A 15,441-nucleotide genomic window follows, 5' to 3' on the forward strand; every position below is an offset into this window, starting at 1 on the left:
GGGGAACTGCGCGACCAGCCCCCACCGGCCCGCAGCAGACGAACTGCCCCCAGCGCAGCGCTCACGCAATCACGGGATCCTCTGGCGACAGGTCCCCCAAATAAGCCTCCCGCACCGCAGGATCCCCCCGCACCTCCTCCGGCGTCCCCACACTGATCCGCCGCCCGAAGTCCAGAACAACCACCTGATCACACACGCTCATCACCATGTCGACGTCATGCTCGACCAGCAGAATCCCCATCCCCCACTCCTCGGCGAGCCTCCGCACCAGATGGGCCAGTTCACGCGTCTCGTCCTCCGACAGCCCCGCCGCCGGTTCGTCGAGAAGCAGCACGGAGGGCGACGCGGCCACCGCACGGGCGATGGCGAGCAGCCGCCGCTCGCCGTAGGACAGGTCGCCGACCGGCCGGTTCAGACTGTCCTGGAGGCCGAACTCCCGCACGGCGACCAGCACATGGGCGGGCAGCGGCCGGCTGCCGGGCCGGATCAGGTCCGTGAGGTACGTCCACGGACCGGGCCGATCGCACGCGGCGTACAGATTGTCGAGGACGGTCATGTCCTCGAACAGCTCCAGTGACTGGAAGGACCGGCTCAGCCCGGCGGCGGCACGCCGGTGCACCGGTGTGCGGGTGATGTCCCGCTCACCGAGCCGCACTTGCCCGGATGCGGCCCGGGTGAAGCCGGTGACGGCGTCGATGGCGGACGTCTTGCCCGCACCGTTGGGTCCGATCAGGCCGACGACCTGGCCCGGCTCGATGCCGAAGGAGAGCCCGTCGACGGCGACGACACCGCCGTATCGGACGGTCAGGCCTTCCACGTGGAGGGGCAGAGGTGCCGCCCGGTCCACGGTCTGCTCGGTGGGGCCGTCGACCTCAAGAGGTCTGGTACGGCGGTCAATCCGTGCCGCCTGCTTGGCCAGTTCACGCCCGATGCCGTCCTGGTTGCCCACCAGCGTCAGCACCAGGATGATCCCGCCGATCAGCGGCATCCACTCACTGAGCCCCGGCAGGACCAGGTCCCCGAAGCGGGCGCCGACCGTGCCCGCCGCGAACGTGGCGCCGAACAGCGGGCCGACCAGGAAGCCGACGCCGCCGATCACCGCGAGCCCGAGCACGGTGATGGAGTCGAAGCTCGCGAAGTCGCCCAGCACCACGGACGTCGAGCGGAAGCCGGTCAGCACGCCGGCGAGTGCGGCGATGGCCGAGGACAGCCCGAATGCGTACAGCTTGGCCGCGCGGACGTCGATGCCGAGGGCCGCCGCGGCCCGCTCGTTCGCCCGGACCGCGACCAGCCGGCGCCCGCTGCGGCTGCGCCGGACGTTGGCGACGACGAGCGTGGCCGCGACGAACATCACCAGCACGACGGTGGCGTACCGCTGCGGATGGTCGACCCCGGAGATGCTGATGCCGAAGAGTGACTGCTTGCCCACCGCGATCCCGTCACTGCCCGGGGTCGTGGCGAGATCGGTGTTCTGGAACACCATCGTCTCCAGCGTGGTGCCGAGCCCGAGCGTGATGATCGCGAGGTTGACCCCACGGGTCCGGACTGCCGGGAGCGCGAACAGCAGGCCGATGGGCACCGTGCCCAACACGCCTGCGAGCAGCGCGAGTTCGAAGGGCCAGCCCCAGTCGGCCGCGGCGTGCCCGGCGATGAACGCGCCGGTCCCGGCGAGGGCGTACGCCGCCAGCGACACCTGTCCCGCGTACCCGGTGACCACGATGATCGACAGGATGATCAGGGAGAGGACCAGGGTGGTGGTGATCGCGTCCGCCCACAGCGGCGACGACACGCTCACGAGCAGCAGGCCGACGGCCACGGCGACGGCGAGCGGCGCGGGCCGTACCCGTCCCGTGCCCAGGGTCGGCATCCGGTCCAGGAACGTGCCGCGCAGCGGCAGCGCCTTGCCCCGTGCCACCAGCACCAGGGCGATGAAGAGGAACGGCACCGAGGCGGCGAGCCCGGTGACGTCGGAGCCGAAGCGGGTCAGCTCGGACTGCACGACGCCGATCAACAGACCGCCCGCCAGCGTGACGGGGAACGAGGAGAACCGGCCGACCAGGGCGGCGGCCAGCGCGCTCAGCAGCAGCGTCGTCAGACCGGTCACCGACAGGCCGACCACCGGCACGATCAGGATGCCCGTCAGACCCGCGAGCGCCGAGCCCAGCCCCCAGTTGGCGGCGGCGATCAGATCCGCGGACCAGCCCAGTGAGGCCGCCGCGCTCTGGTTCTCCGCGACCGCCGTGGTGCCCAGGCCGAACAGGGTGCGCCGGTAGAGGACATGGAGGACCGCGGTGACCGCGATGGCGATCCCGAGCAGCCAGACGCGGTCCTCGGACACCTTCGCACCGGCGATCTCCAGCAGCCGGTTCGGCAGCTTGCCCGGCACCAACTGCACGCTGTCGCCGTAGCGCTTGACGGCGACGGCGGTGAGCACGATGAACACCGCGAGCGTGCCGACCAGCCGGGCCAGCGACGACGCCCGGCGCAGCGGGCGGATGACCAGGAGGTGCGTGAGCAGGCCCAGCAGCGCGGACGCGGCCACCCCACAGGCCACGGCCGGCCAGTAGGGCAGGCCCTGCTGCACGGCCAGCTCCCACTGCACATAGGCCCCGGCCATCCCGATCGCGCCGTGCGCGAAGTTCAGGACACCGGAGCCCCGGTAGATCAGCACGATGCCCTGGGCCGTGAGCGCGTACAGCGCACCGAGCCCCAGACCGAGCAGCGCGAAACGCAGGATGTCGTCCACGACAGATACCTCCCAGGGCCCCAGGGCCTACCTCTCAGGGCTTCATGAGTAGCGAACGTCCGAGAGCCCGGCAAGGCTATAACGCACATTCATTTAAATAATTGCTACGAGAGTACTTCTCTAACGAGACATCTCGCTCCATGCTGTCGGCATCTCGACGTCGCCCATCCGGGCCGAGTCCCTCGGAGGGATCATGAACGACTCACGCCGACGCAGAACTGCCGCAGCGAGCTGTCTCGCGGTGACCGGAGTGCTCCTGGCCGCCGGTTGCGGGGGAGAGGCGTCCTCCGGCACCTCGACCACCTCCGAACTCAAGGGCACTCCGGTCAAGGTGATGGTCTGGGCCCCGGAGGACACCCAGGGCAGCGCCCAGCCCGGGGTCCGGCTCACGGCCCAGGCCTATGAGAAGTGGATCAACGACAACGGCGGGATCAAGGGCGGCCCGTTGAAGGTGCTCACCTGCAACGAGAAGAACGAGCCCGACGAGGCCGAGAAGTGCGCCCAGCAGGCCGTCGCCGAGAAGGTGGTCGCGGTCGTCGGCTCGTACAGCCTGGCCGGCGACCGCTACATGCCGATCCTGGAGAAGGCCGGCATCCCCTACATCGGCGGCACCGGCGTCTCGGCCGCCGAGTTCTCCAGCCCGATGTCCTTCCCCGTCAACGGCGGTACGCCGGTCGTGTTCGCCGCGCACGGCAAGCAGCTGGTGGACGAGGGCTGCAAGAAGATCTCCGGCGTACGGTACGACGTGGCCGCCGCCGCGATCGTCTCGAAGTTCCTCACGCTGGGCGTGACCTCGGCCGGAGGCGCGGCGCCCAAGGACCTGAAGGTGCCGGTCACCGCGACCGACCTGGCACCGCAGGTCGCCGCCGCCACCAAGGACGCCGACTGCGTCAGCGTCATCCTGGGCACCCACTCGGACCTGTTCGTGACGTCGTACGTGCAGTCCGGCGCCGACACCCAGCTGGGCAGCGTCGTCGGCAACCTCACCCCGGAGCTGGCCGAGAGCACCGGCGGCGCGAGCAGCCCGCTGGAGGGCGCCGCCATCACCGGCTACTACCCGCCCGTCTCGGACGCCTCCTGGAAGGACTTCGTCGAGGCCGCCGGCGGCAACAAGGACATCGACACCACCAACGGCGCCAACGAAACCGCCTGGGTGGCGTTCAAGGTCTTCACCGAGGCCGCGAAGAAGCTCCCCAGCATCACGGCGAAGGCCCTGGTCGACGAGTTGAACACGACCGACGGCATCGACACCGGCGGCCTCACCCCGAAGCTGACCTGGCAGGAGTCGACGGCTCTCCCCATGGAAGGCATGGGGCGGATCCACAACACCACCGCCACCGAACTGACCATCCGCGACGGCAAGATCGAGTGGGCCGAGTCCGGCTCCACGTTCGTCGACGTCCGGAAGCTCCTGACCGCGAAGGCGTCGGGGTGATGCACCCACCGCAGGCACCACTGATCGAGGCCCGTGCCGTCTGTGCCGGATACGGCACGCGGCCCGTCGTACGCGACCTCGACCTGGAGGTCCGCCCCGGAGAGGTCGTCGCACTGCTGGGGCCCAATGGCGCGGGCAAGTCCACGACCCTCCGGGCGCTGGCAGGCGACCTCGCCGTGATGAGCGGCGAGGTGCGGTGGCTGGGCGACGCACGCCGGGCGCCGCTGCACCGCCGGGCCCGCGAGGGACTGGCGTACGTGGGGGAGCGGGCGGTGTTCACCGGCCTCGACACCGCCGAGAACCTGCGGGTCGGCCGGGTCACCACCGATCGGGCCGTCGCGCTCTTCCCCGAGCTCGGCACCCGCCTGACCACCGGAGCGGGCATGCTCTCCGGCGGCGAGCAGCAGATGCTGTCCCTGGCGCGGGCGCTGTGCCGCTCGCCCCGGCTGCTGCTCGCCGACGAACTCTCCCTCGGCCTCGCCCCACTCGTGGTCGACCGCCTCCTGCGCGCCGTGCGCGAGGCGGCCGACAAAGGCCTCGGCGCACTCCTCGTCGAACAGCACGTACGCAAGGTGCTGGACATCGCCGACCGCGTGTACGTCCTGCGCCGCGGCCGGGTCGTCATGACCGGCACCCCGCAGGAACTGCGCGAGAACCTGAACGCGATCGAGTCGTCGTACCTGGCCGAGGAGCGTTCCCCGCAGAAGACGGATCACTGAACCTCACTACCTGACAAGGGTGAGTTGCTGTGGCAAGCGCACGCGAGCACATCCGGAATCTCGTCGCCTCCGGCGACACCTTCGACCAGCCCGCACAGGAGCTGCGGGAGCTGCAACTCGACGCCGCACGGGAGGCCTTCGCCGCCCATCGCGAACGCATCCCGCTGCTGCGTACCCGGGCCGAGGAGACCGGCGTCCACGAGATCACCGCTCCCGCGGACCTCGTCCCGCTCCTCTTCTCGCACACCAGCTACAAGTCGTACCCCGTCTCCCTGATCACCGCCGGCCGCTGGGACCGGCTGCTGCGCTGGTACACCACCGTGTCCGTGGTCGAACCCGGCGACGTCGACATGGACGGCGTAGCGGACATCGACGAGTGGACCGACCGCATCACGGCCGCCGGACACCGCCCGTACATCACCAGCGGTACGTCGGGAAAGGTCTCCTTCCTCAACTGCGACGGCACCGACCTGCGGTTCCTGCACGACATCCTGGAGAACCTCACCTGCTGGCCCGACCCACTGCCGCCGAAACCCACCCGCCGCGGCTATCTGCTCGCACCCGCGAGCGGCCCGATGCGCTCCATCGACGGCTTCCGCTGGCACGCGGACGTCTTCGCCCGCCCCGAGGAGACACATCTGCTGACCGACGCACCACTGCGGGTGTCGGAGCTGATGAGCAGCGCCCTGCTGCGTCGGCGGATGGCGGAGGGGACGGCGACCCCGCAGGAGATCGGCTCCTTCGAGGCCGCGTCGGAGTCCCGCGAGCGACAACTGGGCGCCGCGATGACCCGGATCGTCGACGACATCGCCGCCCACCGCGACGAGCCACTGCTCATCGCCGGGATGAACAACCAGCAGTTCGCGCTGATCCAGGCCCTGCGCGAGCGCGGCGTATCCGACGGCAGCCTGCACCCGGACACGCTGGTGCTCAGCGGCGGCGGCAACAAGGGCCGGGCGCTGCCCGACGACTACCAGCAGCAGTTCGCCGCCTTCTACCGCGGCGTACGGCGGGTGCGCAGCTACGGCATGACGGAACTCCAGGGCTCCTGCCTCGCCTGCGAGTCGGGCCGCTACCACGTGCCGCCCTGGGTGATCCCGCTGATCCTGGACGAGCCGGGCGAGAGGCTGCTGAACCCCGAACACGGCGTCGTGGAGGGCCGGTTCGCCTTCCTGGACGTCTCCCTGTCGGGTCGCTGGGGCGGACTGATCAGCGGGGACCGCGTGTCCGTCGACTTCTCGCCGTGCGACTGCGGCAGGCCCGGACCGGTCGTCCTGCCGGACATCCGGCGCTACGGCGACCTCGGCGGCGACGACAAGATCACCTGCGCCGCGACACTCGACTCCTATGTGCGGGGGATGATCCACGGATGACCACGACGACAAGGGCGAGTGGCACGACCGTGGTCCATGTCGTCCGCGGCGAAGTAGCCGAAGGCGGCCCGTTCATCGACCACGGACGCGGCCATACGGCCTTCAGCGCGCCGGCCCTCGACCTGAACCGCCTGGTATGGCCCCGCACCGAACCCGGCCCGGCCTTCGGCGTACCCAGCGCCGAGATCGTCGACCTGCTCGTGGAGACCGGCGACGCTCTGAAGACGGACCGGCAGGGCCTGCTCGCCGAGGCCCTGGAGTCGATGGTCCGGGTCAGCCCGCTCCCCGCGGAGGTGCTGGAACGCGCCTACGCCGTCCTGTGGCGCAGCTTCCAACCGCCCTCCCTGCGCGCCCAGATCGACCACGATCTCGGCGGCCCGGACGTGCTCGACGGCTGGCGGGAGGTGCGGTTGCCCGAGGGACGGCTCGCGTCCGTGCGCGCCTTCCCGCCGCGCCTGGTGCACGTCATCGCGGGCAACGCCCCCGGAGTGGCCGCCATGTCCGTCGTACGCGGCGCCCTCACCAAGGGCGTGAACCTGCTGAAGCTGCCCTCGAACGATCTGTTCACCGCGACCGCGATCCTGCGCACGATGGCGAAGGTGGCGCCCGGCCACCCGGTCGTGCGGTCGTTCTCCGCCGTGTACTGGCGGGGCGGCGACGCGACCGTGGAGAGCGTCCTGTTCCGCCCGCAGTTCTTCGACAAGCTCGTCGCCTGGGGCGGCGAGGCAACGATCCGTGGTGCCTTGCAGTACGTCGGCCCGGGCTTCGAGCTGGTCTCCTTCGATCCCAAGACGTCCATCTCGATGATCGGCCGCGAGGCCTTCGCGACCGAGGAGGCCCTGACGGAGGCTGCGGACGCCGCCGCGGCGGACGCCACGTTCTTCAACCAGCAGGCCTGCGTGGCCAGTCGCTTCCAGTTCGTGGAGGGCTCCGTCGAGGACGCCGACCGCTATGCCGCGCTGCTGTGCGAACGGCTCGGCGTCGCCCGGGAGTTCAGCTCGGTCGATGGACCGCGGGTGGCTGCCGAACTCCGTGAGGAGATCGACGTACTGCGGTCGATGGAGCCCGACTACCGGGTGTGGGGCGGCTATGACGGCCGGGGCCTGGTGATCCGCTCGCCCGAGCCGGTGGACTTCCACCCCGACGGCAAGATCGTGAATGTCGTCCCGGTCGCCGCGCTGTCGGATGCCGTCGCGCACGCCGGGGTCGCCACGCAGACCGTCGGTGTGTATCCGGACGCGCGCAAGGCGGAACTGCGGGACGCCCTCGCCTGCGCCGGAGTGCAGCGCGTGGTGTCACTGGGCCGGGCGGGCGGTATGCCGCCGGGGCTGTCGCATGACGGGTTCTATCCGTTGCAGCGGCTGATGCGGTGGGTGAACGACGAGTAGATCAGGCGGGTGTGAGGGCCGCTCATGGGGCCTCGATCTCATGGCGCAGGCGCCGCGTCCACGGATGCTCTTCGCCGAACACACGGAGGAAGACCGGCAGCAGTCGGGTGAGTCCGTCGCCACCGACGGAGGGGCGCATCAGCCGTGTGACGCGGTAGCGGTTCAGCAGGGTGTGCGGATGGTCCGGCCCCAGAGCGGCCGTGCGGTCGTGCAGCAGTTCCCTGAAGAGTCTGAGTGCCTCGCCGGGGTGGCCGGTGGCTTCGGTCCAGTGCGCGATGTTGTGGCGGCGGTCGTCGCCCGGAGCCATGTCGTTCAGACAGTGGTGTGCCGTGAGGACATAGCAGGGCGCGAGCAGGAATCCGGCGCCGAGGGGCGTCGTACCCTGGCTGAGGTCGACGGCGTAGTCCGTGCCGGGCATGCGCGCTCCTCAGGCCCGGTCCACGGTGACTGCTCACGCGCCAGCCTTCGCAGGGCTCGACCTGTGCCAGTGAGTCCTGTGCCATCGCCGACGCCGAGACGATCGCCTCGCACAACTCCGCGCGCCGCTCCTCGAGGGGCACGGTCCGGCGGGACCTGCTCCCGATCTGGCGTGAGCCCTTGGCGTCCAACTCGACCGTTTCGACCCGTACCACCGCGTCCGTCATGGAGCCCACCCCCGGGTTCAGCTCATCGCGCGAACGAGCCAGCGCGTTCCCAGGGTAGCCAGCGTCCCTCGCGCCGCGAAGGTGAACGACCGCAACGGCCTGGTCAGTTGGGCACACGGCCCGGCGCACGGTGTCCACGATGCGGGCGGTCCCCTTGACGCCGGTCCGGGGCGGATCGACACTCCAGTCAGGAATCCTAGTGAATCGGTAGGGAAAGATGGCGTGTGTCGAGTCGGTCACCAGCCCGGTGAGCCGTACACCCGCGCGGTCACCGCTGCTGACCTCCCGCCGCCACATCGATCTGCAGCGCGTGTGCAGCGCGATCGACCCGCTGGGCTGACCCGGGCCGCCGCGCTCGCCCCTGGCTCGCCCTTGTCCGTCCGCTGACGCCTTCCGCCGTACGTCCGTCCGTGCGCCCACCCCCGGGAGACTCATGTCCGTCACACCGCTCGCCGCCGTCCCCTCCGAGTCGTTCGCGCCCGTGTTCCGTGGCCGGATCGGGCGGGACGCGCGCAGTGGGCACTACGCCGTGCCGCGCCGCTATCGCCTCCATCTGTCGCCCGCCTGCCCGAACGGACTGCGGATCGCCGTCGTGCACAGCCTGCTCGGGCTCGACGCCGGCTGTCCGGTGACCTTGCTGACCGCCGTGCCCGACTGTCCCGACGGCGGACACTCCGCGCTGCGTCCGCTGTACGAGGCGAGCGCGCACCGGTATCAGGGCGCGGCCGTCGGGCCGGTGCTCAGCGATGACTGGTCCGGACGGATCGTGAGCACCCACGCCCCCGACATCACACGCGATCTGGCCCGGCACTTCGGCGCGGGCCGCCCCCCGCTGTACCCGCGCGGCGCGGACGCGGAGATCGACGCCGTGGAGCGCCTCTGTGCCCAGCGCATCGACGCCGCCGCCCAGCGCGCCGGACGCGCCGGGGCCGATCCGGTGGAAGGGGCCGCCGCCCTCCGCTCACTGCTGGCGGCCCTGAACTCCCTGGAGCACAGGCTCACCGTCGACCCGTACCTACTCGGGCACCAACTCACCGCCGCCGACGTCGAGTTGTGGGTCACCCTGGTCCAGCTCGACACGGTGCACCGCCACCACCTCGACGCCGCCGCCGTCCACCGCATCGCCGACCATCCCGCCCTGTGGTCCCACGCCCGCCGCCTGACCGGCCACCCGTCCTTCGCCCGCCACCTCGACCTCGACGCCATCACCCACCGCCACCACGCCCACTGCCAAGGCCTGGAAGCGGCCGGCGCAGCCGTACAGATCCTGGACTGGGCCGCCCACGCGGGTCAGGGCTGAACGCCTGCGGCGTCCGACAGTGGCGTGGTGGCGGAACGTCACCCTCCCCCGAAGGTGGCGTTCCGCCACCGCTCCCCCGGTGCCGGACAGTGGTCCGACCGTCCGTGAGGGGCGGTCATGTGCTGTCACCAGCACATGACCGCCGTATCCCCCGACCCCCACGTCGAGTGGAGGCGCACACGGACGAAGTAGCGGCGGCCCTTGACGAGCCGGACCTTGATGGCTGCGGTGTGCGGTGTGCCGCCGTCGTCCTGGCCGGAGAGGTAGCGGGGTTCGCCGTTCCGCTCCTCGAAGACCACGACGACGGTGTCGCTGTCGCCGAAGGTGCCCACGCTGTACTCGCGCGTCTCCGGCGGCTCGACGGTGAAGTCGGCCTGCTCGCCAGGGGCGAGGCGGAGCGGCGCCGAGCGGAAGGGCAGCAGCTCGGGTGGCTGCAGCACCTCGGCCGGCGGGTACCAGCGCAGGACGAACTCCTTGTCGGCGGGGGAGAGGCTGCCGGGCGGGTTCAGGCCCGCGCGGTACTGCTCCGGCTCCAGGATCAGCCCGTCCGGGAAGGGGTACTCCATGATCGACTGTGGATCCCAGACGGAGCCGTTGACCTCGTCCGGGTCGAGCTTGCGCAGGATGTTGAAGAAGGTCCTGTCGCGGCTCCAGAAGTTCGGCGGGCCCGCCAGATCGGCGTAGACGGCCTCGTCGTCCCAGTGGATGCCGGCGAACGGGTTCTGGTGCTCGTGCAGCATGCCGAGCGCGTGCCCGATCTCGTGCAGGGCCGTCCCGCGCTCCCCGGGCGCGGTCAGGTCCCAGCCGAAGTTCATGGTCCGCTCACCACGGCCGACCCGCAGCGCGTCCTTGCCGACGGTCGACCAGGACCCGTCACCGAGCTGGAACCCGATACGCAGCTCGGCCTCCGAGCGGTCCCCGACCTCCACGAAGTGGAGACCGATGCCCAGGTCCCGCCACTCCTGGAAGCACTCCCGCACGACGTCCTGCTGCTCCTTGGGGCCGACCCACGACACCCGGCGGCTCTCCCCGGTCCCCGGTACGGCAATGACGGAGCCGTCGCCGTCTCCGTCGAAGAAGTAGTAGTGCAGCACCGTGCCGTTGACCCACATCTGGCGACCGCTGATGAGCGCACTGAGCCGCTCGGCGGTCAGCCCCGGTGCGAAGACGGGAGCCGACTGCTGCGCGAGGGAGCAGTAGCGTGCGGTCATGCGATCAGGTTGCCGTCGACCGCCCCCGGGCGCCTGAGTCGAGGGCTACTCAAGTCCCCCTGTATCAGGTGTGAGTAACATTGCTCTTGTTCACGTGACGACTTACGAACGGGACGCGAAGACCCTTGAGCTGCCCTGGCCGTTCACCGGTCGGGAGAACGAACTGGAACTGATCCGCCGGTCCTTGGGCGCGAGCCGGCACGGCATCGTGGTGACGGGACCCGCGGGCTGTGGCAAGACCCGGCTCGTCACGGAGGCGGTCCGCGGCACCGACTGCGCCAAGGCGGCCGGCACGCCCGAGGCCCGGCACATCCCCTTCGCCGCGTTCGCACACCTGCTGCCCGAGACGGTCACCCTGCACAAGGCGGTCCAACTGCTCTCCGCCGTACGGACCCTGCTGGTCGACGACGCGCACCTCCTCGACGACGCCTCGGCGGCCCTGGTCCACCAGCTGGCGGTGCAGGGCCGCACCCGGCTGCTGGTCGTGGCCACGGACGACGTACCGGTGCCCGGCGCGGTGTCCCGGCTGTGGACCGGTGAGCTGCTGCCCCGCCTCACCCTGGAGCCGCTGCCGCACGAGGAGACGGACCGGCTGGCCGCCGCGGGCGCCGGCGGGCGACTGGAGCCGCTCACCGTGAACCGGCTGCACCGACTGTGCCGCGGCGACCTCCGGCTGCTGCGCGACCTGTCCGGTGCGCTGCGCGAACAGGGCTTGCTCACCGGGGTCCCGGGCTCGGACGAACGGGCCTGGCGCGGCCCGGTACCCCTGACCGCGACCGTGCGCGAACGCACCGCTCACGTCATCCACCGCAGCGACCCCGATGAGCGCGAGACCCTCGAACTCCTCGCCTTCGCCGACCCCCTGCCGCCGACCGCCGACGACTTCGACCTGCGCCTCCTCGAACGCCTGGAGACCGACGGCCTGATCGACATCGACGACCACGGCGCCGTACGACTCGCCCACCCCCTGCACGCCCCGGTGCTGCGGGCCGCGGCCGGCCGACTACGGGCCTGGCGGCTGGCCCGCACCCCGGACCAGTGCGGCCCGGCCCTCAAGGACGAGGCGGTCGAGCTGGCACGGCAGATCGACGAGGCCGACGTACGGACGCTGTGGGCACCCGTGGGGGAGTGGCTCATCGAGGAGGGGGAGCCGGTCCCCGCCGAGTACGCGGCCGTACGCGCGCGTGCCGTGCGGCTGCGCGGCGAACTGCGCGAGGCTGCGGCCTGGGCACGCGAGGGCCTGCGGGAATCGCCCGAGGATCCCTCCTGCCTCCTCGAACTCGCCCTCGCCGCCGCCCAGTCGGGCGAGGTGACGACAGCGCACGAGGCCCTCACCGAACCTGCGGCGCCGGGTGAGGCGGCGACCTGGCTAGCGGCGGCACGCGGCGACATCGACACCGCAGTCCGGTCGATCGCCGGGGACGACATGCTGGTCCTTTACGACGCGGTACGCCTCGGCGCTCCCGAAAAGGCCGCTTCCCGGCTGCCCACGGACAGCGTGTTCGCCGCCCACGCGGACGCGCTCACCCGCGGCGACGGACCGGCCCTGGACCGGGCCGCCGAACGCCTCCAGGAGCGCGGCCTCCTGCTCTTCGCCGCCGAGGCGCACGCCCAGGCCGCACGCTCCCACCGCGACCCACGCGCCGCCCGCACCTCCCGCACCCGCGCCGTCGCCCTGGCCCGCCGCTGCCAGGGCGCCCGCACCCCGGCCCTGTCCGGCCTCGTCCTCGGCGAACTCACCGCCCGCCAACGCCAGATCGTCACCCTCGCGGCAGCAGGCCTCACCAACCGCCAGATCGCAGACCACCTCACCCTCTCCATCCGCACAGTCGGCAACCACCTCTACAGCGCCTACGCCAGACTGGGCGCGAGCGACAGGGAGTCGTTGCCAAACTTGGTGGACGCTGAACCGGCGTGAGTGCAGCGCCCCATAAGGGTGCGGGGAACTGCGCGACAAGCCCCCACCGACCCGCAGCCAAAGAACAACCCACCAGCGGAGCTAAGCCGCCCCGAACGCCGAGAAAGCCCACCCCGTAGCCTGATGCACAGCATCCCCGGGCAGCGCCCCCCGAGCATCCCGCAGGGCTTCGGCCAGCGTCAGACCGACGCTCAGCCCCTTGTGCAAGGCGACCATAAGAGGCACAACCGCCGCGTCATTGACCGGCGCACTGCTCGCAACAACCCCGGCCGTCCCCAGCGGCAACAGCGCCGTGACCAGACCAAGGAGTTCATCCGCACCGACGGACGCCAGCCGCGCGGTGTCGCAGCTGGACAGGATGATCCGATACGGGCTGCGGTCCAGCCGTTCGAAGTCGTGCACGATGAGCGGCCCGTCGGCCATCCGCAGCGAGGAGAACAGCGGACTGTCCGCACGGAAGGTGCCGTGCGCCGCGATATGGGCCAGCGCCGCCCCGTCCAGTTCCTCCAGGACCCGCGGCACGCGCACGTGGTCGTGCTCCAGGACCGTCGACGTGCCGTACCGGTCGGCCAGTTCCGGCACTTCCGCACCGCCGGTGGCGAGCCCTGGTCCGCGCACCAGGACATGACGGCCACCCGGCGGTGGCTCGGTCTCCCGCGCCCGCAGCCAGCTGCTGGCCGACGGCGACACGCTGAGCACCCGCTCCCGCAGCGACGGCAGCAGCGCCCACGGCACCCGGTGCAGCCGGCCCGGCGGCACCACCACGACCGGGCCGGAGCCCAGATGCGCGGCAGCCGGGCCGAGCAGCAGCTCCTCCAGCCGCCGCCCCGCCGCCTCGACCACTGGCAGCCGGCCCTCCGCCCCCGGATGCGCCAGCCGCCGCAGCCCGGCCTGTACGTGCTCGGCCTCGACGACCGCGTCCGCGAGCAGCCCGGCCTCGTACCGCCTGACCCGCCCCTGTCCGCACAGCAGCACATGGACGCGTCCGTCGAGCACCACGAGTTCGACCAGCCGCACCTCGCCGAGCCGCTCCAGCAGCCGGGCCGGGTCGAAGGAGGACCCGTCGCCGGGCGCGTCGCCGCGGATGTGCAGGGTGCGGGAGCGGATCTCCCGTTCCAGCCGCCGCTGTTCACGCTCCAGAGCCGGAACGGGCCGGGCGTCCATGCGGGCGGCCTCCGCGCGTGCGGCGATCTCCCGGTAGGCGGTGAGGCCGCGTTGCAGCGTCGGGTCGGCGGGTGGCCGGGTGGGTGGCGCCGACAGCACGGTGGACCGCCAGCGTTCGCTCCACACCAGCAGCTGCCGCGGCCCGCCGGCGAGCAGACTCGCCTGCTGGGCGAGCGCGGCCAGCTCGGCGCCCTGCGCGGTGGCGCGGGCCCGCAACTCCGAGGCGCCGAGCGTCATCCGATGGTCGTCGAGTACGTCGAGACCGCGCCGGCACGCCTCCAGCACCCGTCGGCCGGAACCGGCGGCCTGCGCGCGCAGGGCCTGTGCCGCCCAGCCTGTCAGCCGCGCCAGCGGCGGCCCGCTGTGCCGGCTGCGGGCCGCGACGGTCAAGTGCCGTTCCGCGTCGGTCCGCCAGCCCAGCTCAAGGGCGATACGGCCCGCGAGCAGGGATGCCTCGGGCGCGGCCGGCGCGCCGAACGCGGCCAGCCGGTCCGCCACCGCGGCGGCGTCCGCGACGAGACGGCCCGAGGCCCGTCCGGCGGCCACCCGCGCCTCGATCAGCACCAGCCGGGCATGCGTCTCCCACCAGGTGCGCCGCTGCGCCGCGAACAGTCGTACGGCCAGATCCGCGCGGGCGATCGCGGTCTGCGGATCACCCGCGAGCCGTGCCGCGCGGGCGGCGGCCAGCAGCAGCTCCGCCTTCCGCGTGGACTGCCCGCCGATGCCGTCGAGCACCCCTATGGCCGTGTCGGCCTCGGCGAGCGCCTCGGGGGCGAGACCGGCCGCCATCAGGACCTCGCAGCGCCGGATGTTGAGCATGAACGTCGGCGTGCCGAGCTTCGCGTACCGCTCTTCGGCCTCGTCCAGGAGCCGTAGCGCGGCCGGCACGTCCCCCGACCGGAACGCGGCCAGCCCCCGGCTCTCCACCGCGTCCGCCTTGTCGTGCTCCTGGCCGGTGGTGTCCCACAGCGCCTCGGCGGCGGTGAAGTCGGCCTCGGCCCGCTCCACCGCGCCGAGCGCCAGATGCACGGTCGCCCGCAGCGTCAGCGCCCGCGCCGTCCAGATGACATCGTCGGCCTGCCGCAGCACGGGGATGGCCCGGCGTACGTCCTCCAGCGCCTCCCGGTGATGGCCCAGCACCCACCAGACGTAGGCCCGGCGGTACAGCACCCGCGCCCGGGTGAGTCCCGTGCCGCGCGCGACACCCCGCTCGAACGCCTCCAGGCCCTGCCGGGTGCTGCCCGCGTGGACGAGCGCCACGCCGAGGGTGCCCAGGACGTCGGCCTCCCGGTCGGCCGATCCGGCGCGTGCCGCCAGATCGCGGGCGCGCCGCAGATGCCGCAGGGCGATCCGCAGGTCGCCGAAGTCCCGCTGCCACATGCCGATCACATGGTGGGCGACACTGGCGTGCAGCGGTGAGGGATCGTCGGCGAGCACCTGTTCCGCCCGCGCCAGAGCCTCTTTGGGTGAGGCGAACACCATCGGCAGCAGTTCGAGAACCGAGTCGCTTCCCGCTGTCACCCAATGGATGGTAGTGGCCGCG

11 protein-coding genes are annotated in these 15,441 nt (G+C 71.8%); 7 read left to right on the forward strand and 4 right to left on the reverse strand.

Going from position 1 to position 15,441, the window contains the following annotated elements; genetic code table 11:
- Window positions 1–61 precede the first annotated feature (61 nt).
- The gene (locus ACTWQO_RS01530; RefSeq protein WP_443235341.1) at window positions 62–2,746 is read right to left on the reverse strand and encodes an ABC transporter permease subunit; all 2,685 of its coding nucleotides are present in this window, start codon (window positions 2,744–2,746) and stop codon (window positions 62–64) included.
- A 193-nt stretch (window positions 2,747–2,939) separates the two neighbouring features.
- Between ACTWQO_RS01530 and ACTWQO_RS01535 the strand changes: the two genes are divergently transcribed.
- From ACTWQO_RS01535 to ACTWQO_RS01550, 4 genes are read left to right on the forward strand one after another with little or no spacing between them, the layout of a single operon-like run.
- Entirely contained in the window at window positions 2,940–4,181 is a 1,242-nt protein-coding gene (locus tag ACTWQO_RS01535; RefSeq protein WP_443235342.1) for an ABC transporter substrate-binding protein, read from the forward strand.
- Window positions 4,181–4,900 carry an ABC transporter ATP-binding protein gene (locus ACTWQO_RS01540; protein ID WP_443235343.1) on the forward strand — a complete coding sequence of 240 codons (720 nt, stop codon included), beginning with the start codon at window positions 4,181–4,183 and terminating at the stop codon, window positions 4,898–4,900. Before ACTWQO_RS01535 ends, ACTWQO_RS01540 begins: the two co-directional genes overlap by 1 nt.
- 29 nt (window positions 4,901–4,929) lie before the next feature.
- Window positions 4,930–6,273 (forward strand): hypothetical protein, encoded by a 1,344-nt coding sequence (locus tag ACTWQO_RS01545; RefSeq protein ID WP_443235344.1) that lies wholly within the window; start codon window positions 4,930–4,932, stop codon window positions 6,271–6,273.
- The gene (locus ACTWQO_RS01550; protein WP_443235345.1) at window positions 6,270–7,661 is read left to right on the forward strand and encodes an acyl-CoA reductase; all 1,392 of its coding nucleotides are present in this window, start codon (window positions 6,270–6,272) and stop codon (window positions 7,659–7,661) included. The genes ACTWQO_RS01545 and ACTWQO_RS01550 overlap by 4 nt, the downstream gene beginning before the upstream one ends.
- A 22-nt stretch (window positions 7,662–7,683) precedes the next feature.
- On the opposite strand, the gene ACTWQO_RS01555 is transcribed toward ACTWQO_RS01550, so the two are convergent.
- A complete protein-coding gene (locus ACTWQO_RS01555) occupies window positions 7,684–8,079 on the reverse strand; it encodes a tetratricopeptide repeat protein (RefSeq protein WP_443235346.1) in 396 nt (131 codons plus the stop codon).
- Between the two features lie 443 nt (window positions 8,080–8,522).
- Here ACTWQO_RS01555 and ACTWQO_RS01560 point away from each other — a divergent pair, with 443 nt between their 5' ends.
- Together ACTWQO_RS01560 and ACTWQO_RS01565 are read left to right on the forward strand one after the other, a co-directional pair.
- Window positions 8,523–8,645, forward strand: coding sequence for a putative leader peptide (locus ACTWQO_RS01560; protein WP_443235347.1), 123 nt, complete (start codon window positions 8,523–8,525; stop codon window positions 8,643–8,645).
- A gap of 93 nt (window positions 8,646–8,738) precedes the next feature.
- A complete protein-coding gene (locus ACTWQO_RS01565; RefSeq protein ID WP_443235348.1) occupies window positions 8,739–9,605 on the forward strand; it encodes a glutathione S-transferase C-terminal domain-containing protein in 867 nt (288 codons plus the stop codon).
- 125 nt (window positions 9,606–9,730) lie between these two features.
- On the opposite strand, the gene absR1 is transcribed toward ACTWQO_RS01565, so the two are convergent.
- Window positions 9,731–10,816 carry a beta-glucuronidase AbsR1 gene (gene absR1 / locus ACTWQO_RS01570; protein WP_443235349.1) on the reverse strand — a complete coding sequence of 362 codons (1,086 nt, stop codon included), beginning with the start codon at window positions 10,814–10,816 and terminating at the stop codon, window positions 9,731–9,733.
- Window positions 10,817–10,910: 94 nt separating this feature from the next.
- On the opposite strand from absR1, the gene ACTWQO_RS01575 reads away from it, so the two are divergent.
- Window positions 10,911–12,734, forward strand: coding sequence for a LuxR family transcriptional regulator AbsR2 (locus tag ACTWQO_RS01575; protein WP_443235350.1), 1,824 nt, complete (start codon window positions 10,911–10,913; stop codon window positions 12,732–12,734).
- Window positions 12,735–12,815: 81 nt separating this feature from the next.
- Here the strand turns inward: ACTWQO_RS01575 and ACTWQO_RS01580 are convergent, their stop codons facing one another.
- A complete protein-coding gene (locus ACTWQO_RS01580) occupies window positions 12,816–15,419 on the reverse strand; it encodes a CHAT domain-containing protein (RefSeq protein ID WP_443235351.1) in 2,604 nt (867 codons plus the stop codon).
- Window positions 15,420–15,441: the final 22 nt, after the last annotated feature.

Origin of the sequence: Streptomyces sp. 4N124 (assembly GCF_052245395.1) — a bacterium.
GTDB lineage: Bacteria > Actinomycetota > Actinomycetes > Streptomycetales > Streptomycetaceae > Streptomyces.

Bases quoted from the DNA above. Each gene is read 5' to 3' on its own strand.
- ACTWQO_RS01550 (WP_443235345.1), top strand. From the start codon at position 6,270: ATGACCACGACGACAAGGGCGAGTGGCACGACCGTGGTCCATGTCGTC.
- ACTWQO_RS01540 (WP_443235343.1), top strand. From the start codon at position 4,181: ATGCACCCACCGCAGGCACCACTGATCGAGGCCCGTGCCGTCTGTGCC.
- absR1 (WP_443235349.1), bottom strand. From the start codon at position 10,816: ATGACCGCACGCTACTGCTCCCTCGCGCAGCAGTCGGCTCCCGTCTTC.
- ACTWQO_RS01555 (WP_443235346.1), bottom strand. From the start codon at position 8,079: ATGCCCGGCACGGACTACGCCGTCGACCTCAGCCAGGGTACGACGCCC.
- ACTWQO_RS01560 (WP_443235347.1), top strand. From the start codon at position 8,523: ATGGCGTGTGTCGAGTCGGTCACCAGCCCGGTGAGCCGTACACCCGCG.
- ACTWQO_RS01565 (WP_443235348.1), top strand. From the start codon at position 8,739: ATGTCCGTCACACCGCTCGCCGCCGTCCCCTCCGAGTCGTTCGCGCCC.
- ACTWQO_RS01535 (WP_443235342.1), top strand. From the start codon at position 2,940: ATGAACGACTCACGCCGACGCAGAACTGCCGCAGCGAGCTGTCTCGCG.